At 58.0% G+C, this 21134-nt stretch carries 23 protein-coding genes and 1 tRNA gene; 14 read left to right on the forward strand and 10 right to left on the reverse strand.

Annotated elements, in window-relative coordinates:
* Positions 1 to 11 precede the first annotated feature (11 nt).
* From ABNF92_RS13910 to ABNF92_RS13930, 5 genes are all read left to right on the forward strand, one after another.
* On the forward strand, positions 12 to 437 hold the full coding sequence (locus tag ABNF92_RS13910; protein ID WP_069181873.1) for a heme-binding protein: 426 nt from the start codon (positions 12 to 14) through the stop codon (positions 435 to 437).
* A gap of 39 nt (positions 438 to 476) precedes the next feature.
* Positions 477 to 1949, forward strand: a complete 1473-nt coding sequence (locus ABNF92_RS13915; RefSeq protein ID WP_349342469.1) for an FAD-linked oxidase C-terminal domain-containing protein — start codon at positions 477 to 479, stop codon at positions 1947 to 1949.
* A complete protein-coding gene (glcE, locus tag ABNF92_RS13920; protein ID WP_349342470.1) occupies positions 1942 to 3009 on the forward strand; it encodes a glycolate oxidase subunit GlcE in 1068 nt (355 codons plus the stop codon). Before ABNF92_RS13915 ends, glcE begins: the two co-directional genes overlap by 8 nt.
* Positions 3010 to 3011: 2 nt before the next feature.
* Entirely contained in the window at positions 3012 to 4220 is a 1209-nt protein-coding gene (gene glcF, locus ABNF92_RS13925; RefSeq protein ID WP_069181870.1) for a glycolate oxidase subunit GlcF, read from the forward strand.
* A 118-nt stretch (positions 4221 to 4338) separates the two neighbouring features.
* Positions 4339 to 4779, forward strand: coding sequence for a DUF4124 domain-containing protein (locus ABNF92_RS13930; protein WP_349342471.1), 441 nt, complete (start codon positions 4339 to 4341; stop codon positions 4777 to 4779).
* A gap of 12 nt (positions 4780 to 4791) precedes the next feature.
* Here ABNF92_RS13930 and rhtB read toward each other — a convergent pair whose 3' ends face one another.
* Positions 4792 to 5412: a homoserine/homoserine lactone efflux protein gene (rhtB, locus tag ABNF92_RS13935; protein WP_349342472.1), complete on the reverse strand. Its 621-nt coding sequence runs from the start codon at positions 5410 to 5412 to the stop codon at positions 4792 to 4794.
* 3 nt (positions 5413 to 5415) lie between these two features.
* Complete coding sequence (locus tag ABNF92_RS13940) at positions 5416 to 6378, reverse strand: calcium/sodium antiporter (protein ID WP_349342473.1); 963 nt, start codon at positions 6376 to 6378, stop codon at positions 5416 to 5418.
* 189 nt (positions 6379 to 6567) lie between these two features.
* On the opposite strand from ABNF92_RS13940, the gene ABNF92_RS13945 reads away from it, so the two are divergent.
* Both ABNF92_RS13945 and ABNF92_RS13950 read left to right on the forward strand, forming a co-directional pair.
* Positions 6568 to 7008 carry a universal stress protein gene (locus ABNF92_RS13945; protein ID WP_349342474.1) on the forward strand — a complete coding sequence of 147 codons (441 nt, stop codon included), beginning with the start codon at positions 6568 to 6570 and terminating at the stop codon, positions 7006 to 7008.
* 164 nt (positions 7009 to 7172) lie between these two features.
* A complete protein-coding gene (locus tag ABNF92_RS13950) occupies positions 7173 to 7358 on the forward strand; it encodes a hypothetical protein (protein WP_069181865.1) in 186 nt (61 codons plus the stop codon).
* Between the two features lie 65 nt (positions 7359 to 7423).
* Here the strand turns inward: ABNF92_RS13950 and ABNF92_RS13955 are convergent.
* The 4 genes from ABNF92_RS13955 to ABNF92_RS13970 all read right to left on the reverse strand — a co-directional run bounded on the left by ABNF92_RS13955 (position 7424) and on the right by ABNF92_RS13970 (position 11201).
* Positions 7424 to 7499, reverse strand: a tRNA-Phe gene (locus ABNF92_RS13955).
* A gap of 121 nt (positions 7500 to 7620) precedes the next feature.
* Positions 7621 to 7893, reverse strand: coding sequence for an oxidative damage protection protein (locus tag ABNF92_RS13960; RefSeq protein ID WP_008169302.1), 273 nt, complete (start codon positions 7891 to 7893; stop codon positions 7621 to 7623).
* Positions 7894 to 7968: 75 nt separating this feature from the next.
* Positions 7969 to 9036 carry an A/G-specific adenine glycosylase gene (mutY, locus tag ABNF92_RS13965; protein WP_349342475.1) on the reverse strand — a complete coding sequence of 356 codons (1068 nt, stop codon included), beginning with the start codon at positions 9034 to 9036 and terminating at the stop codon, positions 7969 to 7971.
* Positions 9036 to 11201 carry an AsmA family protein gene (locus ABNF92_RS13970; RefSeq protein ID WP_349342476.1) on the reverse strand — a complete coding sequence of 722 codons (2166 nt, stop codon included), beginning with the start codon at positions 11199 to 11201 and terminating at the stop codon, positions 9036 to 9038. The genes mutY and ABNF92_RS13970 overlap by 1 nt, the downstream gene beginning before the upstream one ends.
* 193 nt (positions 11202 to 11394) lie before the next feature.
* On the opposite strand from ABNF92_RS13970, the gene ABNF92_RS13975 reads away from it, so the two are divergent.
* The 5 genes from ABNF92_RS13975 (at position 11395) to hisF (ending at position 14815) form a co-directional block, all read left to right on the forward strand.
* The gene (locus tag ABNF92_RS13975) at positions 11395 to 11856 is read left to right on the forward strand and encodes an SRPBCC family protein (protein ID WP_069181862.1); all 462 of its coding nucleotides are present in this window, start codon (positions 11395 to 11397) and stop codon (positions 11854 to 11856) included.
* 138 nt (positions 11857 to 11994) lie between these two features.
* Positions 11995 to 12588 carry an imidazoleglycerol-phosphate dehydratase HisB gene (hisB, locus tag ABNF92_RS13980; RefSeq protein WP_014578250.1) on the forward strand — a complete coding sequence of 198 codons (594 nt, stop codon included), beginning with the start codon at positions 11995 to 11997 and terminating at the stop codon, positions 12586 to 12588.
* Between the two features lie 71 nt (positions 12589 to 12659).
* Positions 12660 to 13301, forward strand: coding sequence for an imidazole glycerol phosphate synthase subunit HisH (gene hisH / locus ABNF92_RS13985; RefSeq protein ID WP_136631230.1), 642 nt, complete (start codon positions 12660 to 12662; stop codon positions 13299 to 13301).
* Complete coding sequence (gene hisA / locus ABNF92_RS13990) at positions 13295 to 14032, forward strand: 1-(5-phosphoribosyl)-5-[(5-phosphoribosylamino)methylideneamino]imidazole-4-carboxamide isomerase (protein ID WP_014578248.1); 738 nt, start codon at positions 13295 to 13297, stop codon at positions 14030 to 14032. Before hisH ends, hisA begins: the two co-directional genes overlap by 7 nt.
* A gap of 9 nt (positions 14033 to 14041) precedes the next feature.
* Positions 14042 to 14815 (forward strand): imidazole glycerol phosphate synthase subunit HisF, encoded by a 774-nt coding sequence (gene hisF / locus ABNF92_RS13995; RefSeq protein WP_349342477.1) that lies wholly within the window; start codon positions 14042 to 14044, stop codon positions 14813 to 14815.
* Here the strand turns inward: hisF and ABNF92_RS14000 are convergent.
* The 4 genes from ABNF92_RS14000 to gpmM form a co-directional block, all read right to left on the reverse strand.
* Positions 14812 to 15600: a divergent polysaccharide deacetylase family protein gene (locus ABNF92_RS14000; protein ID WP_349344095.1), complete on the reverse strand. Its 789-nt coding sequence runs from the start codon at positions 15598 to 15600 to the stop codon at positions 14812 to 14814. The genes hisF and ABNF92_RS14000 overlap by 4 nt on opposite strands.
* A 23-nt stretch (positions 15601 to 15623) precedes the next feature.
* Positions 15624 to 17030: a S41 family peptidase gene (locus tag ABNF92_RS14005; RefSeq protein WP_349342478.1), complete on the reverse strand. Its 1407-nt coding sequence runs from the start codon at positions 17028 to 17030 to the stop codon at positions 15624 to 15626.
* A 97-nt stretch (positions 17031 to 17127) separates the two neighbouring features.
* On the reverse strand, positions 17128 to 18261 hold the full coding sequence (locus ABNF92_RS14010; protein ID WP_349342479.1) for a peptidoglycan DD-metalloendopeptidase family protein: 1134 nt from the start codon (positions 18259 to 18261) through the stop codon (positions 17128 to 17130).
* A gap of 20 nt (positions 18262 to 18281) precedes the next feature.
* Complete coding sequence (gpmM, locus tag ABNF92_RS14015; protein WP_153634413.1) at positions 18282 to 19829, reverse strand: 2,3-bisphosphoglycerate-independent phosphoglycerate mutase; 1548 nt, start codon at positions 19827 to 19829, stop codon at positions 18282 to 18284.
* A gap of 147 nt (positions 19830 to 19976) precedes the next feature.
* Between gpmM and ABNF92_RS14020 the strand changes: the two genes are divergently transcribed.
* Both ABNF92_RS14020 and secB read left to right on the forward strand, forming a co-directional pair.
* The gene (locus ABNF92_RS14020; protein WP_008169323.1) at positions 19977 to 20393 is read left to right on the forward strand and encodes a rhodanese-like domain-containing protein; all 417 of its coding nucleotides are present in this window, start codon (positions 19977 to 19979) and stop codon (positions 20391 to 20393) included.
* A 144-nt stretch (positions 20394 to 20537) separates the two neighbouring features.
* Positions 20538 to 21041, forward strand: coding sequence for a protein-export chaperone SecB (secB, locus tag ABNF92_RS14025; protein WP_064227537.1), 504 nt, complete (start codon positions 20538 to 20540; stop codon positions 21039 to 21041).
* Positions 21042 to 21134: the final 93 nt, after the last annotated feature.

Here is a 21134-nt window from a genome sequence, read left to right on the forward strand (position 1 = left end):
AGTAATGCTTTATGTTGACGATCAAACGACTGGACCTTGCCGACGCGCGGATCCTGATCGAGGGCGCGGCCGAAAAAGCCCGCGAGATCGGTGTGCCCATGTGCATCGCTGTGGTGGACGAATCCGGCAATCTGGTGGCCTTCGAGCGTATGGACGGCGGCAAGATCACCAGTGTGACCATTGCCCAGGACAAGGCCTTTACCGCGGCTGCGGCCAAGAAGGCCACCCATGACTACAACAAGGTGAACGTGCCCGGCAGTCTGGCCTTCGGTATCCATACCGAAGTGGGCGGGCGTATCAGTTCTGTCGGCGGTGGCCTGCCGGTGATCGTCGACGGCGATGTGGTGGGTGGTATCGGCATCAGTTCCGGTACTCCCCAGCAGGATATGGACTGTGCCCAGGCCGGTCTCGACCACTTTGAAACAAAACGCGGTTGATGACTGTCACACAGACGTAATTCATACCCAGAGAATGCTATGACTACCAAGCCGAAAGCCAGCAAAGCCGAGCTGGCGGAGCAGTTCCGGGCGTTTATCGACCCGGACTACGTCATCACCGATGACGAGACCATGAAGCCCTACGAATGCGACGGCATGTCGATGTATTGCGAGATGCCGTTGCTGGTGGTGCTGCCGGAGACCGTAGAGCAGGTGCAGCGAGTGATGCGCATCTGTAACGAACACTCAGTGCCGGTCGTGGCCCGCGGTGCCGGAACCGGGCTCAGTGCAGGTGCCATGCCCAACAAGGAGGGCGTGGTGCTGTCGCTGGCCAAGTTCAATCGCATCGTGGAGATCGATCCGCTGGCACGAACGGCAAGGCTGCAGCCGGGGGTTCGAAACCTCGCAATCAGCGAGGAGGCGGCCCAGTATGGCTTGTACTATGGCCCGGATCCTTCTTCACAGATTGCCTGCACCATTGGCGGTAATGTGGCGGAGAACTCCGGCGGCGTGCATTGCCTGAAGTACGGTTTGACCGTGCACAACATCCTCAGTGTGGAAATGGTCACTGCCGAGGGTGATGTGGTGACTGTGGGCAGTGATGGTCTGGACAGCTGCGGCATGGAGCTGCTGGCTTTGATGACCGGCTCGGAAGGTCTTCTGGGTGTAGTCACGGAAGTCAAAGTGAAGCTGCTGCCGAAACCGGAAGTGGCTCAGGTTGTCATGGCCGGATTTGATGACGTGCAGAAAGGCGGTGACGCCGTGGGTGGGATCATCGCCCACGGTATCATCCCCGGTGGCCTGGAAATGATGGATGGCCACGCCATTATCGCAGCGGACGACTTTGCCCAGGCGGGCTACCCGAGGGATGCCAAGGCGCTGCTGCTGTGTGAAGTGGACGGTACCGAGGAAGAGGTCCACGAGCATATTGCCGAAGCCGAGGAAGTGTTCCGCAAACTGGGTGCCACGTCGGTACGAACCTCGCAGAGTGAGGAAGAACGTGCCCTGTTGTGGAAAGGTCGCAAATCAGCGTTCCCGGCGGTGGGCCGGATCTCCCCGGACTACTACTGCATGGACGGTACCATTCCCCGCCGCGAGATCGCCTACGTTCTCACGGAAATGGAGAAGATGTCCGAAGAGTTTGGTCTTCGTGTCGCCAACGTGTTCCACGCCGGTGATGGCAACCTGCACCCCCTGATCCTTTTTGATGCCAACGTACCTGGCGAATTCGAGCGCACCGAAGCCTTTGGCTCCCGCATTCTGGAAATGTGTGTGGAAGTGGGGGGTTGCATAACCGGCGAGCACGGTGTGGGCGTGGAGAAAATCCGCCAGATGGCGGTGCAATTCAACGACGAGGAGCTGCAACAGTTCCACGACGTGAAGGCTGCGTTTGACCCTGCCGGTATCCTGAACCCGGGCAAGGGTGTTCCCGCCTTGCGGTTCTGCCAGGAATACCGCTCACTCGAGCACAAACAACACACGCACGAGCATACGGAAGCCGCCCATGGCTGATATTTCCCAACAACTGAAGGAGCAGGTGCTCCAGGCCCGGGACAGCGGGCACAAACTCAACATTGTCGGCGGTGGCACCAGGGCCTTCATGGGCCGGGAAGCCGACGCCGATGCCGGAATCCTCAACGTGGGCGAGCATACCGGCATCGTGGATTACCACCCGGTAGAGCTGGTGCTAACGGTTCGCGCCGGCACGCCGCTGAGCGAGATCGAAGCCACTCTGGCCGAAGAAGGCCAGTGCCTGCACTTCGAGCCGCCGCATTTCGGCGAGGCCTCCACCATCGGCGGCACCCTGGCCTGTAACCTCTCTGGCCCGGGACGCCCCTGGGCGGGCTCGGTGAGGGACCAGGTGCTGGGTATCCGGCTGCTGAATGGCAAGGGCGAACACCTTCGCTTTGGTGGCCAGGTGATGAAAAACGTGGCGGGTTATGACGTATCCAGGCTCCAGGCCGGCGCCCTTGGCACTCTGGGTGTGATCACCGAAATCAGTATGAAAGTGATGCCGAAACCGGCGGCCTCCCTGACCCTGGTTCAGGATATGGGCATGGACGAGGTGATTCACTATATGAACAGCCGCGCCGCCGAGCCCAAGCCGATCACGGCCGCCTGCTGGGTAGACGGCAAGGTTTACCTGCGCCTGGCCGGTGCCAAGTCGGGAGTGGAAGCCACGGCTGAAAAATGGACCGGCGAGGTGATGGAGCAGGGCGACCAGTTCTGGCGCCAGGTGCAGGACATGCACCATGAGTTTTTTGCCGGTAATGACGTGCCGCTCTGGCGTTTTTCGGTGGGCTCGACGGCCGAAACACCGAAACTTGAAGGTAACTGGTTTATCGACTGGGCTGGTTCCCAGCGCTGGTTCCGGGGCGCCGGTGAACTGAAGGACCTGGAACCTGCCGCCCGTGCTGCCGGTGGCCAGGTAAGCCTGTTCCGTGGTGGCGACCGCAGCGGTGAGGTGATGCACCATCAGCCGGAGTCCCTGAAGGGGATTCAGCGCCGTATCAAGAATGCCTTCGATCCGGACAATATCTTCAATCCCGGACGTTTATACAGCTGGTTGTAATTATGCAGACGAATCTGGTTCAACAATTTGCCAACACCAAGGAAGGCCAGGAAGCCGAGTCCATCCTGCGGGCCTGTGTGCATTGTGGCTTCTGCACCGCTACCTGCCCGACCTATCAGGAGCTGAACGACGAGCGGGATGGCCCTCGGGGCCGGATCTACCTGATGAAGATGTTCCTGGAGGGGGCGGAAGTCACCGAGAAAACCCAGGAACATCTGGATCGCTGCCTGACCTGTCGGAGCTGCGAGACTACGTGCCCCTCCGGCGTTCAGTATGGCCGCCTGGTCGATATCAGCCGTGGCCTGATGGAAAAGGAGCTGCCCCGCAAACCGAAAGACAAATGGCTGCGCTGGGCCCTGGCCCGGGTGATTCCGAATCGCCAGCTGTTCGGCGTGCTGCTTCGGATGGGGCAGATCTTCCGGCCGGTGTTGCCGGAGAAGCTTCGCACCAAGGTACCTCCGAGAAAACAGGCCAGCCCATGGCCGGCCGCCAGCCACAGCCGCATTGTGCTGGCCCTGGCTGGCTGTGTGCAGCCTTCTGCGACGCCCAACACTAATGCGGCAGCAGCCCGGGTTCTCGATCGCCTTGGTATTACCATGGTGGAAGCGCCCGAGGCCGGTTGCTGTGGTGCTGTGAACTACCATCTATCCGAGCACGAGAAAGGCCTGGAAAGAATGCGCCAGAATATTGATGCCTGGTGGCCTGCTATTGAAGCAGGTGCAGAAGCCATCATCATGACGGCGTCCGGCTGTGGTGCCATGGTTCAGGACTACGGCCACCTACTGAAAGACGACCCGGTCTACGCAGCCAAGGCGCAGAAGGTCAGCGAGCTCTGCACCGATCTTGGCGCCTTCCTGCTGAAGCAGGATCTGGAAAAGCTGAAGGTCCGCCAGGATCCGGGCAAGGTGGCGTTCCATTGCCCCTGCACCCTGCAGCATGCCATGAAGCAGAATGGTGTGGTTGAACAGGTTCTCACCCGGGCCGGTGTCAACCTGGCTGCCACCAAAGACAAGCATCTCTGCTGCGGCTCTGCTGGCACCTATTCGGTGACCCAGCCGGAGATGAGCCAGAAGCTGCTGGGCAACAAGCTGAAGGCTCTGACCGTCGACAATCCGGATCGCATCGTAACCGCCAATATTGGTTGTCAGATGCACCTGGAGACCAAGTCGCCGGTGCCAGTACAGCACTGGGTTGAGCTTCTGGATCAGTAGCTTGAGTCCGGGGTCAGATGAGCTTTTCATCTGACCCCGTTTTCTTTTGCCCCCAGGTTCGCGGCTTTTTCCGCTATACTGCCCCACCAAATTACCGAACCACAGGGAGTGGAACCGTATGCCAAGGATGATGGCTGGTCTCGTTTTGTCTTTTTTTCTCACTTCAGCAGTCAGTGCCGAGGTCTACACCTGGATAGACGGCCGGGGCGTAGCGCACTTTTCCGATTACCCGCCTGGAGAAATTCCCCATAAGCAGCTTGACGTGCAGGCGCCTGTCACGGTGCCGATGTCCGAGAACCTCGGGCAAGGAAAACGCGTTTCAGGAATCCGCAAAGAGGTTGAAGGCCTGCTTGCCTCAGGTCGCCCGACGGGCTCCGGAGCAACGGCAAAAGAAAAGGCCGATGCCGAGCTGGAGAAGACCTGCGCAACCTACAGAAGCAAACTGGAGCGGATCCAGTCCAAACTGCGGGCGGGCTATAGCAACGACCGGGGGAACAGTCTCCGGCAGCAGCGCAGGACGCTCAGCCAGAAGCTGAGCCGCGAGTGCATCCTGCGCTGATTGAGTCTGATATCAGGCGCGTTTGAAGCTGGCCAGGGCAACCGCGGCGGTAACGAACAGCCCGCCAAACACCCGGTTCATTTGCCGCTGGCGGCGGGCGGTGGTCATGAATCGGAACAGTTGGCTGGCGAGTAGGGCATAGCCCAGCATCACCAGGCAATCCACCAGAATCAGGGTAACACCCATGGTGATCAGCTGCGGGCCATGGGGTGCACCTGCAACCAGAAACTGCGGGAACAGGGCCACGAGAAAGACCGTGGCCTTGGGGTTGGTCAGGTTCACGAACACTGCATTCCAGAAACGTTTTTGGCCGCTCACGGGCTGGCGGTCATCGTCCATGGACTCCATGACCGGTTCGCGCCATTTCGAGATGCCCAGCCAGATCAGGTAGACAACACCCAGCCACTTGATGACCGACAAAGCGATGTTCGAGGAGGCAATGATGGCCCCCAGCCCCGCACCCACCAGCAGAATCTGGATCCCGAAACCCAGCTGCAGCCCCATGATGGCTGGCAGCGAACGGCGGACACCGTAACGCATACCATTGCTCATGGTATTGATCGCCCCGGCGCCCGGGGAAACACTGATCAGTACGGCCGCAACAAGGAAGGTCAGCCAGGCTGCAAGTGACATGATTTACGCTCCTGAAAAAGCCAAGAGATACACCGTATAGGCCACGAAGGCAAGCAACAGGGCGCCGCCCTCAAAACGGTTGATGCGTCCGGCCCCACGAAAGCCATAGCACATTGCAAACAGAACCAGGGTGAGGGCACCCATGACCGGGAAGTCCCGGGCAAGCACCTCAGGTGCTACCGACATGGGCGCAATCAGCCCTGCAATGCCCACAACGGCCAGGGTGTTGAACAGGTTGGAACCCAGAATGTTGCCCAGTGCCAGGTCGTGTTCACCCTTGCGAGCAGCAATAATGGATGACGCCAACTCCGGAAGTGAGGTGCCAACGGCCACGATGGTGAGGCCAATAACCAGATCGCTGATGCCGAACATGGTGGCCAGATCAACGGCGCCCCATACCAGAATGCGGGAGCTGACAATCAAGAGCAGTAGTCCGACCACGAGCCATAAAAGCGCTTTTCGCAACGGCATGGTGTGAACTTCTTCGGTCATCTCTTTCGCCAGGGCATCGTCAGGTTGCCGGAAGCTTTGGTAAATGCTCCATCCAATCAGTGCCACGAAAACCAGCATGAGGCCGATTGCATCCATTCGGCTCAGGTTGCCGTCCCAAAGCTGCCATCCGGCAAAGGCGGTTACCAGAATCAGGATGGGCAGTTCCTTGCGCATAACCTGGGAATGCACCGCGATTGGCGCCAGTAGCGCCGTGATGCCGAGAATCAGGGCTATGTTGGTGATGTTTGAACCATAAGCATTGCCCAGCGCCAACCCAGGGTTGCCCTGGGACGCGGCCAGCGCAGAGACGGCCATCTCCGGCGCCGATGTGCCGAAGCCCACCACAACCATGCCAATCAGCAGTGGTGGCATCCCGAAGTGGCTGGCTGTGGTAGCCGAGCCTTCCACAAATTTGTCTGCACTCCACACCAGCAGAGTCAGACCTGCAATGATCGCCCCAATGGCCATCAGCATTTTAGTCACTCCTTGTCATCAATTGCCTTGTCGGCAGCGCAAGAGTCGACGGTGCCACAGGTTCCTGCAATAGGTACAAATGCCCTGCCTTCTATCACTTGGTCTCAAGGTAATTGATTTCAGTCAACCCCCGGACGTGCCCAGGAATGTTACGTTGGTCAAACATTGATCAGAAAAGGAGGGGGAAACATGGCACAAGGAACTGAGAACATCGTAGTCGCATGCGACGGTTCAGAGCATTCGTCACACGCCGCCAAATTGGCAGCGGAGCTTGCCAAAGCGACCAGTCAGCCACTCAAACTGCTTGCCGTCTTCCCCGGCACCAAGGTCGAAAGAATGATCGTAAGTGGTATTCCACAGAGCGACATAGACGAAGAAGCCAGCGAGTACGGACGCAAGGCATTTGATGCCGCGAAGCAGGCGGTAAGCGGGATTGTTGAGCCGGCTGAGGAGGTTCTGCTCAAAGGGGACCCAGCTAAGGAAATCGTCGAGTATCTCGATGAAAATCCCGGCTCCCACATGTTCCTCGGTCGGCGCGGCGACTCAATGCTGAGAAGTCTCACTCTTGGTAGTGTCAGTGAAAAAGTCGTGAGGCATGCTCATAGACCAGTGACAGTTGTTAGTGAATAAACGGCAAAGCTCGGTAAACACTCCAAAGCCCGCATCATGCGGGCTTTTTCGTTCCTGATCCCCGCGCCCTCCAGGATTCGCCACAATTCATGCGAAAAACAACCGAGATAGGGCGCAGCCAGGTCTTTATGCTGACCGAGTGAATTCAACGAAACGAGGTGGCTATGAAGACGACAGAGCTGATTGAGAAATGGCTCGACAAATGTGACCTGGCGAGACTGGCCCAGGAGCGTTACGAAGAGGATCCCAGCCCCACCAATTACACGGAACTGAAAAGAGCCATGAGTGAGCGACGGCTGATGGAAGAGCGCATTGATCCCAGGGCGAGTCATGCCCAAAGAGTCGCGTGAGTCATCTTTCTCAGGCTTCAAAAGCGACAAAACCCGCACGAGGCGGGTTTTGTCTGAATTCTTAATGGTGCCCGGAGGCGGAATCGAACCACCGACACGGGGATTTTCAATCCCCTGCTCTACCAACTGAGCTATCCGGGCATGTTGCGCTACTGCTGTGCAACGGGGCGCTATTAAACCGGTTTCGATGTATTGAGTCAAGGCTGAGCCGGAAAAATTTCCGAATCTTTTCAGGCATGCTCAGGCTTTGATCAATCCGGCGTTATTGTTCCGGTGGAACGTAGCCTTCAGCCTTGTCGAACGGTTCGTTATTGAAGAAATGTTCCATCTGCGCCTGCAGGTACTTGCGGGTGTTCGGGTCCATCAGGCTCAGATGTTTCTCATTGATCAGCATGGTCTGCTGGGCCTGCCATTCTTCCCAGGCCTGCTTGGAAATATTCTCGAAGATATCCTGGCCCTTGGCGCCGGGCATGGGCGGGAAGTCCAGGCCTTCCAGTTCTTTCTGGTATTTGCGGCAGAAAACGGTACGGCTCATGGTGGCTCCTGTTGGCAAATGTTGCTGGCGGTGATGATAACAGATCGTTGCGGGTGAGGGCGTTGGCCGGCCAGATCAAAGCAAGGCAGCTTGCTCAGGTTCGGTAAGCAGCGACCGGATCGGCGCCGGCAGACCGAGGTTGAGGGCTTCATGGCGGTGCAGCCATTTCAGATGATCGCTGTCTGCAACGGTGTTGGCTCGGCCAGTGACGTTCAGGCGGGCCGGCTGAATGTGCAGGTGGTAATGGGAGAAGGTATGGCGAAAGCCGCTGATCAGCTCCGGCTCTCCGCAATCCAGCCCCAGGCTCTGCTCGCAGGCCTCCTGAAGTTCGTCGGCCCCGTAAGCCGGGTCCAGTTCCGGCAGGCTCCAGAGGCCGCCCCAGATGCCACTGGGAGGGCGACGCTCCAGCAGGATGCGCCCCTCGCCGTCCTCGATGATAACCATCCAGGTGGTTTTCTCCGGTTTGGCCTTTTTCGGTTTGGAGCCGGGATAGAGTGAGGTTTCATTCTGAGCGTAGGCCGTACAGCCTTCTTGCAGGGGGCAGCTCTCGCAGGCCGGTCGGCTGCGGGTACAAACCATGGCGCCCAGGTCCATGATGCCCTGGGTGTAGTCACGCACCCGCTGTTCAGGAGTATGCTCTTCCGCCCGTTGCCAGAGTTGATTGAGGACGGCGGTCTGTCCGGGCCAGCCGGGGATCGCATGGTAGCGCGCCAGCACCCGTTTGACGTTGCCATCCAGGATGGCGGCGCGAACGCCGAAGGCCTGGGCCAGGATGGCGGCGGCTGTGGAACGGCCGATGCCGGTCAGGGATTCGAGCTCTACCTGGGTTTGTGGAAACTCACCATCAAAGTCCTGAACAACAGTCTGCGCGGCTTTTTGCAGGTTACGGGCCCGGGCGTAGTATCCAAGGCCGGACCAGTGGCTGAGCACATCATCCACGGGGGCTTCGGCCAGGGCATGGACGTCCGGGAAGCGTTTCATGAACGCTTCGAAGTAGGGGATAACGGTGGTTACCTGGGTTTGCTGCAACATGATTTCCGAGACCCACACCCGGTAGGCGTTCCGGTTGTGATGCCACGGCAGGTCATGCCGGCCGTGGCTGTCGTACCATTGCAGCAGCTTGTCGGCGAAACGGTCGTGCATCAGTTGAACAGACCTTTCAGTTTGTCGCCGAGTTGCTCCTGAACCTTTTCTTTCACCTTTTCCTCCGCCTTGGCTTTTGCCTTGTCGACTTCCTCTCGGGCTTTTGCCTTGGCAGCGTTTTCCGCAATGGTTTTCAGAGTGTCCCGGAAGCGGGATCCGTCGAAAGAACACAGGCCGGCCGGGTCCTCGGCGAAGTTGCCCCGGCACTCTACAGGAATAACCGCGTTTTCCACGTATTCGGTGACACGGCAGGCCTCGTCCCTGTGGATCTCACCGACGATTCTCAGGCCCACTTCGTAATCCAGCTGGCTCTGGGCCATATCCACGGTACCGTTGCCCTCAAGGCGCATGCCGGCCAGTGCGGCGACCAGATCGGTGTTATTCAGAGTGTTGCCGTTGATGTCCAGGGTGCCACGCATGTCGTTGAACGGCGTGCTGGTGCCCCAGTCTGTGGTTGTCAGATCTTCCTGGTTGACCAGTGCGATGCCCTGGCAGGCCATGCGGGTCAGGTTCATGCGACGGAACTCGCCCTCTGCCAGGTTGAAGCTGATCTGGCCGTCAGCATTGCTGCGCAGTGACGAGATTCGGTTACCGGTGGTGGTGGCGTTCACTTTGAGGTTCGCACCGCCGCCGAGCATGTCTACCTCCGCAAGATCGGTGAGCAGGGGCAGGGTCTGAACGTTGGTAACGTCTGAAGCCACGGTCCATTTCGGGTTGTCGCTGCGGGCGTCGATGGTCACATTGGCGCCAAAGCTGCCTTTGTAAAGTTTGCCGCTGAACTCATCAATCTTGAGCAGGCCGTTTTTCGCGGTAGTGCTCGCCTTGATTTCGTTGATGGTCAGGTTGCTTACGATCAGCTGTCCGAGACCCAGATCAATATCCAGCAACAGGCTACGAAGGGTCTCCAGGGGCAGCAGGTCACCCTCCGGTCCAGTTGCCGCGGTTTCCTGGTTAGTAGGTGCTTCCTCGGCTTCCCCCTCTGCCTTGGGTGGCAGGTAGCGGTCGGCATTCAACTGGTCACCCTGCAGGTTGAAGACAATGCCTGAATCGGCCAGGTTGTAACTGCCGGAGCCATTGAACGTGGTGTCATCCAGTTTGATGGTCAGGTCGGTGAGTTCCACCTTGCCCGCCGGACCGCCAATTCCGGTGGAGAATGCGATGGCTTCAAGGACGTCCGCATCGCTGGTTTCCACTGCAGGCTGGCCGAGGTTGTTCAGAAGGTCTTTCAGCGAGAACTCAGCGATGGAGATCTTGCCGCTCAGGGTTGGCTTGTTCCCGAATCCGGAGACATCCAGATCGGTAGACAGGTTCAGGTTGGCCAGGCTGGCGGTAAAGCCGCTCAGAGTGGCGGTTTCGTTTTCCAGATTCGCCCGGGCAGAGCCGCCAAGTTCAGCAGTGACCTCTTTGCCGCCGAACGGCTCGCCGGTCATGTCAAACACAGCATTCAGGCTGGATACGGCGAATTCGTTGAGCGCTTCGTTGGCAGCGAGGCGGGCGCTGATGCTGCCATCCACTTCAAACGTGGGCTGGGTAGTGGCAACCCGGAATCCGATTTCCAGCGGGAACTCGGAACCCAGGGTGATATTGCTGGCGTTAACGGTGAAGTTCTCCAGAGTGACCGATTGGCCGGTGCTCTTGTCCGTGTAGTGCACCTGGGCATTACTGATCTGAACGTTCTCAACGTTGAAGTTCAAGGGCTCGCCGCCGGCTCCTTCACCTTCCTGAGCCTGCTCATCCTGGGTGCCGGCTGATTCTTCCGTTGCCGCTCCGGCTGACTCCTCGGGCATGATTCTGGTCCAGTTGCCGTTGCCCTGTTCGTCCACTTCCAGCCGGGCGTCCAGCCCGTCCAGCACGAAGGTGTTTACCCGTGGCGACATGGCAATAAGCGACCAGAAATCGATCTGGGCAACCAACTGCTCCAGGGCCACAAAGCGATCACCCTCCAGTGTGGCTTCTACGGAATTCAGCTCCAGACCGAGTGGAATAAAAGACCAGCCAATGTCGCCCTCGAGGATGAGGTCCAGGTTCGTTGCATCTTCAACGGCTTGTTCAATCTGAGGCTTATAGTCGTTGGGGTTGATCACGGCCATGGCGATGGCAACGGCAGCCACAGCAAGAACGATGAGTGCAACGATACCAATCAGCACATAACGGACGGCTTTCATGATTCAGGCTTCCTTCCTAATGTTGGGAACTTGCAGTATTCGCGGCGAATACCGACGCCAATGACCCAAAGGATAACGCAGGGTTAACAAATTAACAGCGCAGGAGTATGACAATGCGGTAGTGTTGGGCCAAAATACACGTCCTTGATTTTCCGACTACATTGATACCTATAAACACAAGAAGGAGTTGGCCGTGGCTATTACCGTCTCTATTGAGCTGAACCGGGAGCTTGAGATTCCCGGAGGCTATGATGAAGTGTTTGATCTGCTGGCCGATGTGCCACGTTCAGCCAGTCACTTTCCCAAGGTTCACAAACTGACCGACCTCGGCGACAACACCTACCGCTGGGAAATGGAAAAAGTTGGTGTCGACAAGCACGCCATCCAGTCCGTTTACGCCTGCAAATACCATTCGGACAAAGACGCCGGAAGGATTACCTGGGAGCCGGTAAAAGGCGAAGGCAACGGCGTTGTAAGCGGTTCCTGGACCATTAAACCCAAGGGCGACAATGCCACGGCCGTGAAATTCCAGACCAGTGCAGAGCTGACGGTGCCCCTGCCAAGCCTGCTCAAACTGGCAATCAGCCCGGTTATCAAACACGAGTTCAACAGTCTCGTGGACACCTACATGAACAACCTCAAAAAGGCTTTCTGACAAGACCCGGTCTGCTGAATAACCGCGTTTCGCTATTGCAGCGATTAAACCGGTTGTGGGACTCCGGCGGACATAAAAGGTATAATCGTCGGATAGAATTTTTCCGGCGTTATGCCGCTCAATTGTCACGGAGTCCCCATGGCCGAACGCAAGGCTCGGGTAGAAAGAAATACCCTTGAAACCCAGATCACCGTTGAGATTGATCTCGACGGTACCGGTAAATCCAGTTTCGACACCGGCGTGCCCTTTTTGGAGCACATGATGGACCAGATTGCCCGTCATGGCCTGGTTGATCTGAATATCGTTTCCAGGGGCGATCTGCACATCGATGACCACCACACCGTTGAAGACATCGGAATCACCCTTGGCCAGGCCTTCAAGCAGGCCGTTGGCGACAAAAAGGGTATCCGCCGTTATGGCCACGCCTATGTGCCGTTGGACGAGGCTCTTTCCCGTGTGGTTATCGATCTTTCCGGCCGCCCGGGCCTGATGATGGATGTGCCCTATACCCGTGGCGCCGTGGGCGGTTTTGACGTTGACCTGTTCGAGGAATTCTTCCACGGCTTTGTGAACCACTCCATGGTGACCCTGCACATCGACAATCTGAAGGGCAAAAACACCCACCACCAGATTGAAACCGTGTTCAAGGCCTTCGGTCGTGCCCTGCGTATGGCGATTGAAATGGACGAGCGCATGGCTGGCATTACGCCGTCCACCAAAGGCTCGTTGTAAAAGGCTCGTCACCAGAAGGCTCGCTTTAACCGGTCAGTTGTGGCCGGTCAATCAAGGACACCGCAACAATCATGAAAACCGTTGCCATAATCGACTACGGCATGGGTAACCTTCACTCTGCCAAAAAAGCGGTAGAGCACGTTGCCCCGGATACCACCGTACTGGTCACCGACAACGCCCAGAAAATCCGTGAAGCCGACCGTGTCATCCTCCCAGGCGTCGGTGCCATTCGCGACTGCATGGCGGAAATGCATCGCCTTGGGGTGGTGGATCTGGTTCGTGAAGTCTCTCAAGATCGCCCGTTTCTCGGCATCTGTGTTGGCATGCAGGCCCTGATGTCCCGCAGTGAAGAGAACGGCGGCGTTGACTGCATCGGCCTGTTCCCTTCGGAAGTGCGTTATTTCGGTGACCACCTCACGGAAAACGGCGAGCGTCTGAAAGTGCCCCACATGGGCTGGAACCAGGTGCAGCAGACCATGGATCATCCTCTTTGGCAAAACATTCCCGAGGGTGACCGTTTCTACTTCGTGCACAGCTTCTACGCAGAAGCCGAGGGCAACGCTGATATGGCAGGCCGCACCCACTATGGGGTGGATCTTGCGGCAGCCGTCGCGCGAGACAATATTTTTGCGGTGCAATTCCATCCGGAGAAAAGTGCCCGGGCGGGATTGCAGCTGCTTGAGAATTTTACAAACTGGACTGGAAAATGCTGATAATTCCCGCGATCGATCTTAAAGACGGCAAATGCGTGCGCCTTCGTCAGGGCCGTATGGATGACTCCACGGTGTTTGGTGACGATCCTGTCGATATGGCGACCCGCTGGGTGGAAGCAGGTGCCCGCCGCCTGCACCTGGTTGACCTTAACGGCGCCTTCGCCGGCGAGCCGGTCAACGGTGAAATCGTCCAGGCTATTGCCCGCAAATATCCGGATCTGCCGATACAGATCGGTGGCGGCATCCGCTCGGCTGAAACCATCGAGGCCTATCTGAAGGCAGGCGTGCAGTGGGTCATCATCGGAACCAAGGCCGTTAAAGAGCCGGAATTTGTCACCGAGATGTGCAAGAAATTCCCCGGTCACATCATCGTGGGTCTGGACGCCAAAGACGGACGTGTGGCCACCGATGGCTGGGCGGAAGTTTCGGAAGTGATGGCCACCGATCTGGCGAAGCGTTTTGCCAACGACGGCGTGGACGCCATCGTGTATACCGACATCAGCCGCGACGGCATGATGCAGGGCGTCAATGTTGAGGCCACTGCTGCGCTGGCGGAAGAGGGCGGAATACCGGTGATTGCCTCTGGCGGTGTCACCAACATGGACGACCTCAAACGCCTGGCGACCGTGGCCGACAAAGGTATCCTGGGTGCCATCACTGGGCGTGCCATTTATGAAGGCACGCTGGACGTGGCTGAAGCCCAGGCCTTCTGCGACGGCCTGAAGGGGTAAGGACGGCTTATGGCTCTTGCAAAACGCATCATTCCCTGCCTCGATGTCGACAAAGGCCGCGTGGTGAAAGGCGTCAACTTCGTTGATATCCGTGATGCCGGCGACCCGGTGGAGGTAGCCCGACGCTACAACGAGCAGGGCGCCGACGAGATCACCTTCCTCGACATCACGGCCAGTCATGAAAGCCGTGACACCACCTACGAGACTGTCGAGCGAATGGCAGCGGAAGTCTTCATTCCGCTGACGGTGGGCGGCGGTGTGCGCACGGTGGATGACATCCGTAAGCTGCTGAATGCCGGTGCAGACAAGGTGTCGATCAACACTGCCGCTGTGTTCAACCCCGAGTTTGTGCGGGAAGCGGCTGAACGTTTTGGCAGCCAGTGCATTGTGGTGGCCATTGATGCCAAGCGCGTCAGTGAAGAGGGTGAGGAGCCCCGCTGGGAGATCTTTACCCACGGTGGTCGCAAGCCCACGGGGCTGGATGCCGTTAAATGGGCGCGCAAGATGGTAGATATGGGCGCTGGTGAGTTACTGCTGACCAGCATGGACCGGGACGGCACCAAGATCGGCTTTGATCTGGGCCTGACCAAGGCCATCAGCGATGCGGTAATTGTGCCGGTGATCGCCTCCGGGGGGGTCGGAGAGCTCCAGCACCTTGCTGATGGCGTTACCAAGGGTGGTGCTGATGCTGTACTGGCGGCCTCTATCTTCCACTTTGGGCAGCACACCATTCCGGAAGCGAAGGCCTTTATGAAGGCCCAGGGTATAGAAGTCCGCGATTAATCCTTCTTTGCGAAAGCAGGTCGAATGGCCTGCTTTTCTCCCTCCGCAAACATCTCACGATTACCGTTGCGCATGGCCCAAAGTCCGCTGACGGTGGCTATGGCGATACCCTGCTCATCCAGTTTTGGCAGGTGCTTCTCCAGATAATCCACAGTGACCTTGTGAGGATGGCCAATGCCGATGGCACTGCCGTTTTCCCGGGCGCGCTTGATCAGCAGTTTGAACTGGCGGTCTACAAACTCTTCGGTTTGTTCGTGGTCGAGAAACACGTCCCGAGTCATGGTTGGAATCCGGTAGGCGGCAGCAACATCACCAGCAACGGATGAGGCGATGGTGCGGCTGTCGATAAAATACACCGGGTAGCGGAACAGCTCCTTCATCACCCAGTCCATGGGCTGCAGCTGCTGGGTCAGCAGGCTGCCCATGTGGTTGTTGACACCCTGCACATGGGGAATCGACTGCAACGCACGGCGAAGCGTGGTTACCATGCTTTGTTCGTCCATGTCCGGGGTCAGGCCGCCCGGCCCGAGGCCGTAATTGCGGGTGTTGGCCATGGGCGCGTGCAGCATGATTTCCTTGTGCTGCTTGTGGGCGAGCCGGGCAAGGCTGTCGGTGTGGCGCCGGTAGGGCAGGAAGGCCAGCGTAAGCGGCTGATCCAGGTTTGCCAGTCGCTTACCTTCAGCAAGGCTGTGGCCCATGTCATCGATGATGATGGCAATGGTCGGGGGTAGGGCCGTTCGTGTCGGCTCTGCCAACACCGCGCCGGCCGTAATGCAGAATGCCAGTGCCAGCAGGGTACGCGCTACTGTCACTGATCGCTTCCTTCTGCCTTGTCCTTCTTGTTCGGGTTCAGAATCCGGATGCCTTTAAGAAGGTTCAGTGCCGAACGCAGCTGGTAATCCCGGTCTGCGAGGGAGCCTGAATCGGCGTTTGCTTCGCTTTCGCCGTCCTTCTCCTGGCCTTCGTTCTGGCCTTCAAGGTGACCGCTCAGGTCCGCTTCGGTAAAGAAGGGTTTGCTGTCGAGTTCCTTCAGCTCCGCCGGGCGTACTACGATGTCCGGCTTGATTCCCGTCGCCTGGATGGAACGGCCATCCGGCGTGTAATAGCGGGCGGTGGTCATCTTGATGGCATGGGTCTCATCCAGTGGAATCACCGTCTGGACACTGCCTTTGCCGAAGGATTGGGTGCCCATCACCACGGCCCGTTCATGGTCCTGGAGTGCACCGGCCAGGATTTCCGATGCCGAGGCAGAGCCACCGTTGATCAGCACCACAATGGGCGTGCCTGCCATGATGTCGCCTGCCCTTGCGCTGAAACGCAGGCGCGAGCTCTGGATACGGCCTTCGGTGTAGACGATAAGCCCTTCATCGAGCAAGGCATCCGCAGACTCTACAGCCGCCTGCAACACGCCACCCGGATTGTTGCGCAAGTCTATGATAAGCCCGTCAAGGTCACGGCCCAGCTCGTCTTCAAGGCCGTTGAGGGCATCCCTGAACTGTGAACCGGTATCCGCCTGGAACTGGGTAATGCGAACATAGCCATAGCCATTCTCCAGCATGCGGGATTTCACGCTGGTGACCTTGATGATGTCGCGCTCCACTTCGATTTCAATGGGGCCTGTCTCGCCTTCCCTCATGATCGTCAGTGTCAGCACAGAGCCGGGTTTGCCCCTCATCAGTTTGACGGCTTCTTCCAGGCTCATGCCTTTGACCGGCTTTTCATCAAGCTTGATGATCAGGTCCCCGGCCTGAACGCCCGCTTTCTGGGCCGGTGTGTCGTCGATGGGCGCAATCACTTTTACGAAGCCGTTCTCCATGCCCACTTCAATGCCCAGCCCGCCGAACTCGCCGGAGGTGCTTTCTTCCAGCTCTTCGTAGTCCTTCGGTGCCAGGTAGGTGGAGTGTGGGTCAAGGTCGGACAGCATACCTTTGATGGCGCTTTCGAGGAGTTTGCGATCGCTTACTTCCTCTACATAGGCGTCTTTGATGCGGCTGAATACTTCGGTGAACTTTCGAAGATCTTCCAGGGGTAGCTGCTTCTCGGGATCCGGCAGGCTGATTTCCACCCGTTCGCCATTCTGGATGCCTTCGAGAAGCTGTTTGGTGGTGGTGTCTTCATCCTGGGCCCAGACCAGTCCGGAGGCGGTTGCGAAACAGGTAGCGAGCGCAATGCTGCGTAATGGAAAGGCGTTAAGTGTACTTCTGACCCGTTTCATTCACATATCCTGTTTTTATTCCGATAGTTGGACTGGATTCCCTGACTCCGGACAGTATGGCGTTACCCGCGGCGTTTGTCAGCCCTCGACGAGTGCCTCAGTTCGCCAGCCACCGGCCCGGGTTGTCGGGCTTGCCATTGTGGCGAACCTCAAAATACAGAGCCGGGGAATCGGTGCCACCGGTACGGCCTGCCTGGGCGATGGGCTCGCCTGCAACCACCCAGTCCCCGGGACTGGTGAACAGGCTACTGCTGTGGCCGTACAGTGTCATGTAGCCGTCGCCATGATCAATGATGGTAATCAGGCCAAAACCCCGAAGCCAGTTGGCGAACACCACCCGACCGTAGTGTATTGCCCGAATTTCCGCTTCATCACCGGTGCCGATAAGAAGGCCGTTGCGTCGGAGTTTGCCATCGGCATAGCGTTCACCATAGCGGCTCAATACCTTGCCCTCCACTGGCCACGGCAGCTTGTTGCGCAGTGAAGCGAAGGGCTGGGATTCATTGGGTGAGGGGATGTTGTTGATTGCCTGCTGGACTTCTTCAAGCAGGTTTTCCAGCCGTTTGCGATCTGATTCCAGCTCTTCCCGTTCGCTCAGGCGGTTCTGGATGTCGGCTTTGAGTGCTGCCAGGGTCTGCTGGCGTTTCTGTCTGGATTCGGTCAGTTCCTGCTGGCGTTTGGCGACGTTTTCCTCGGTTCTGGCCAGTTCGACCCGTGTCGATTGCACGGCAGCCTGAGTGTTTCTGAGTTCTTGCAGGCTTTGCCTGAACGCTTCCAGGCGGTTGACGGTGTCCTTGCTGAGGTATTCGTAATAGGTCATGGTCCGGGCGATCTTGTCCGGATCTATCTCATTGAGCAGGACTTTTACCGCTGGCGCGTCCCCTTCCATCCAGGCTGCGCGGATCTGCTTCTTGAGGCTCTCCCGCTGGCGGTCGAGGGTTCGTGTGAGCTCCTGCGCCTCATTCTCCAGTTCCCTGAGTCTTTGCTGCTGCTGATCTGCCAGCTGGCGCAGGGATCGCCGCTCGCGGGTCAGGCGGCTGATGTTCTTTTCGGTCGCGGCAAGCTGCCGCTCCAGGGAGGAGCGGTCTTCTTCGGCGTCCTCCAGCCAATCGTCGATGTCCTCAATGCGTTCCTTGAGTTCCTCGATCTGGGCCGGGGTAACATCCTGTTGGGCGAGTGCCGGCGCTGCACCCAGAAAAAGGGTGAGCGCCAGTAGTGCGGTGAGTCGCAAAGGTTGGTTCCGTTCCCGGATCAGCCGATCTCAACCAGGCTGTGCCCGGTCATCTCCTCTGGTTGCTCCAGCCCCATCAGGGTGAGCAGCGAAGGTGCCACATCGCTCAGGCTTCCGTCGTTCTTTAGCTCAACCTTGCGATGGCCGGTGTATACCAGTGGCACTGGCCCGATTGTATGGGCGGTGTGAACCTGACCGGAGTTGGGGTCGGTCATCTGCTCGCAGTTGCCGTGGTCGGCGGTAATCAGTGCTTCGCCGCCAACTTCATCCAGAGCTTCGACAACACGCTTTACACATTCGTCCAGGCATTCGGCTGCTTTGATCGCCGCATCCAGCTTGCCGGTGTGGCCAACCATGTCGCCATTGGCGTAGTTGCAGACCACCAGATCGTATTTGCCGCTTTTGATGGCCTCTACCAGCTTGTCCGTAACTTCCGGCGCGCTCATCTCCGGCTGCAGGTCGTAGGTGGCCACTTTGGGGGACGGCACCAGGATCCGGTCCTCGCCTTCGAACGGCGTTTCCAGGCCGCCATTGAAGAAGAAGGTTACGTGGGCGTATTTTTCAGTTTCGGCAATTCGCAGCTGGGTCTTTCCCTGCTTCGCCATATACTCGCCAAGGCCATTGGTAAGCTGCTCCGGCGGGTAGGCGCAGGACGTTTTGATGTCGGCCGCGTACTCGGTCAACATGACAAAATCGGCCAGTTCCGGGTGCTTCTTGCGTTCGAAACCGTCAAAGTCCTTTTCCACGAAGGTGCGGGTCATCTCCCGGGCGCGGTCGGCACGGAAGTTCATGAACAGCACCGTGTCGCCATCGTTGATGGTGCCTTCCGGCTCGCCCGCGGCGTGGATGCGGGTAGGTGCCACGAACTCGTCGTTCTCCCCGCGCTCGTAGGCCTGTTCCAGCCCGGATACCGGATCGGCTGCGACGAACTCGGCGGTTCCCTGGGTCATCAAGTTATAGGCGGCTTCCACCCGGTCCCAGCGGTTATCGCGGTCCATGGCATAGTAACGACCGACAATCGACGCAACCCGGCCAACACCCAGGCTCTTGAGTTTCGCGGCCGCTTTCTCCAGTGACGGTTTGGCGCTGCGAGGCGGCATATCGCGGCCATCAAGGAAGGCATGGATATAGACTTCCTTCGCGCCGCGGGCAGCAGCCAGCTCCGCGGCCGCAATAATGTGGTCCTCGTGGCTGTGCACACCACCGGGAGACATCAGCCCCATGAGATGGACGGCGCGGCCGCTCTGAACGGCTTTGTCGATAGCGGAGCAGAGAACTTCATTCTTCTGGAAAGTGCCTTCCTCCAGGTCCTTGTCGATACGAGTCAGGCTTTGATAGACCACGCGCCCTGCGCCCAGGTTCATATGGCCAACTTCCGAGTTGCCCATTTGCCCCTGCGGCAGCCCGACAAACATCCCTGACGTGTTGATGAGGGTTTTGGGCTGGCTCTGCCAGAGTTGATCCCAGAACGGGGTGCTGGCGTTGCTGATGGCATTGTCTTCAGCCGGGTCACGGTGGCCCCAGCCGTCCAGGATAATCAGTGCAGTCGGCTTGCGCATTGCAGTCATCATTCAGTCCGGAAGTGAAATGTTAGTAAATTTACTAAAACGAAAATCGAGTTTATCTATTTTCGCATTTACTGGCCAGTTTCGTCACCTTCTGTCCGGGGAGCAGGCTGTGTATAATCGCGCCAAACTCATCATCAGGGTAAATTCATGGACCGGTTGTTTGAATTTGTCGTTAACCACTACATTCTTGTGTCGCTGTTCGTGGCATTTCTGGTCGCCATTCTTATTCTGGAGTCCCGTCGTGGCGGTGCCAAGATCTCGGCCCAGGGCGCGGTCAATCTGATCAACAAGGATGAAGCCGTTGTAGTGGACATCCGGGACCGCAAGGAGTTTGGTGAGGGGCGCATTACCGGCTCGATCAACATTCCCCTGAACAGTCTCAAGAGTCGCGTTGGCGAGCTGAGCAAGTTCAAGGACAAGCAGATTATCGTTGCTGACAAGATGGGCCAGCATTCCGCCATGGCGGTCAAGCAGCTGAATGCGGAAGGCTTCAGCAATGTGGTCCGCCTGAACGGTGGTGTGGCGGACTGGAAGGCAAGCAACCTTCCGCTCGTGAAGAAATAGGTTGGCCCTTGATCTGAAGATCATTCTGCCGCACTGTTTCACATTAGCCGGCCCGGCCTGAACGTAAAATGTCCCGGCAGCAAGCTCTAGAGCATCCCATAACAACGGGCCCCGAGCCCACGATTGAGAACGAAAGGACTGAAAATGGCTGAGAATCAGCAAGCCGCAGCAGGCAGTGACAACCAGAACCAACCCCAGTTTGCCCTTCAGCGCATCTATGTGAAGGACCTGTCTTTTGAATCGCCCAACTCTCCAACTGTGTTTCAGGAGCAGTGGAAGCCGCAGGTTAACCTGGATCTGAATACCTCCCACAACAAAGTCAGCGACAACCAGTACGAGGTTGTGCTTTCCCTGACCGTTACCGCGAAAGTGGGTGAGAAGGTGGCTTACATCGTCGAGATCCAGCAGGGCGGTGTGTTCCTGGTTCAGGGCATCGAAGGCCAGCAGCTGGGCCAGATGCTGGGCGCCTACTGCCCGACTATCCTGTTCCCCTACGCTCGCGAAGCGATCGACGGCATTGTGAACAAGGGCAGCTTCCCGGCCCTGATGTTGGCGCCGGTGAATTTCGATGCCATCTATGCCCAGGCGCTCAAGCGCAAGCAGGAAGAAGCTGCGGGCGAGGCAAACGAAGAGCAGCAGACTCACTGATCTGCGGCAGATGAAGCAGAAATAGAAAAACCGGCTCCGGCCGGTTTTTTTGTGCCTATACAAAAATTCCAGCCCAGGCATTGATATAAATCT

This window comes from Marinobacter sp. MMG032 (genome assembly GCF_040112695.1).
GTDB classification, from domain to species: Bacteria; Pseudomonadota; Gammaproteobacteria; order Pseudomonadales; family Oleiphilaceae; genus Marinobacter; species Marinobacter salsuginis.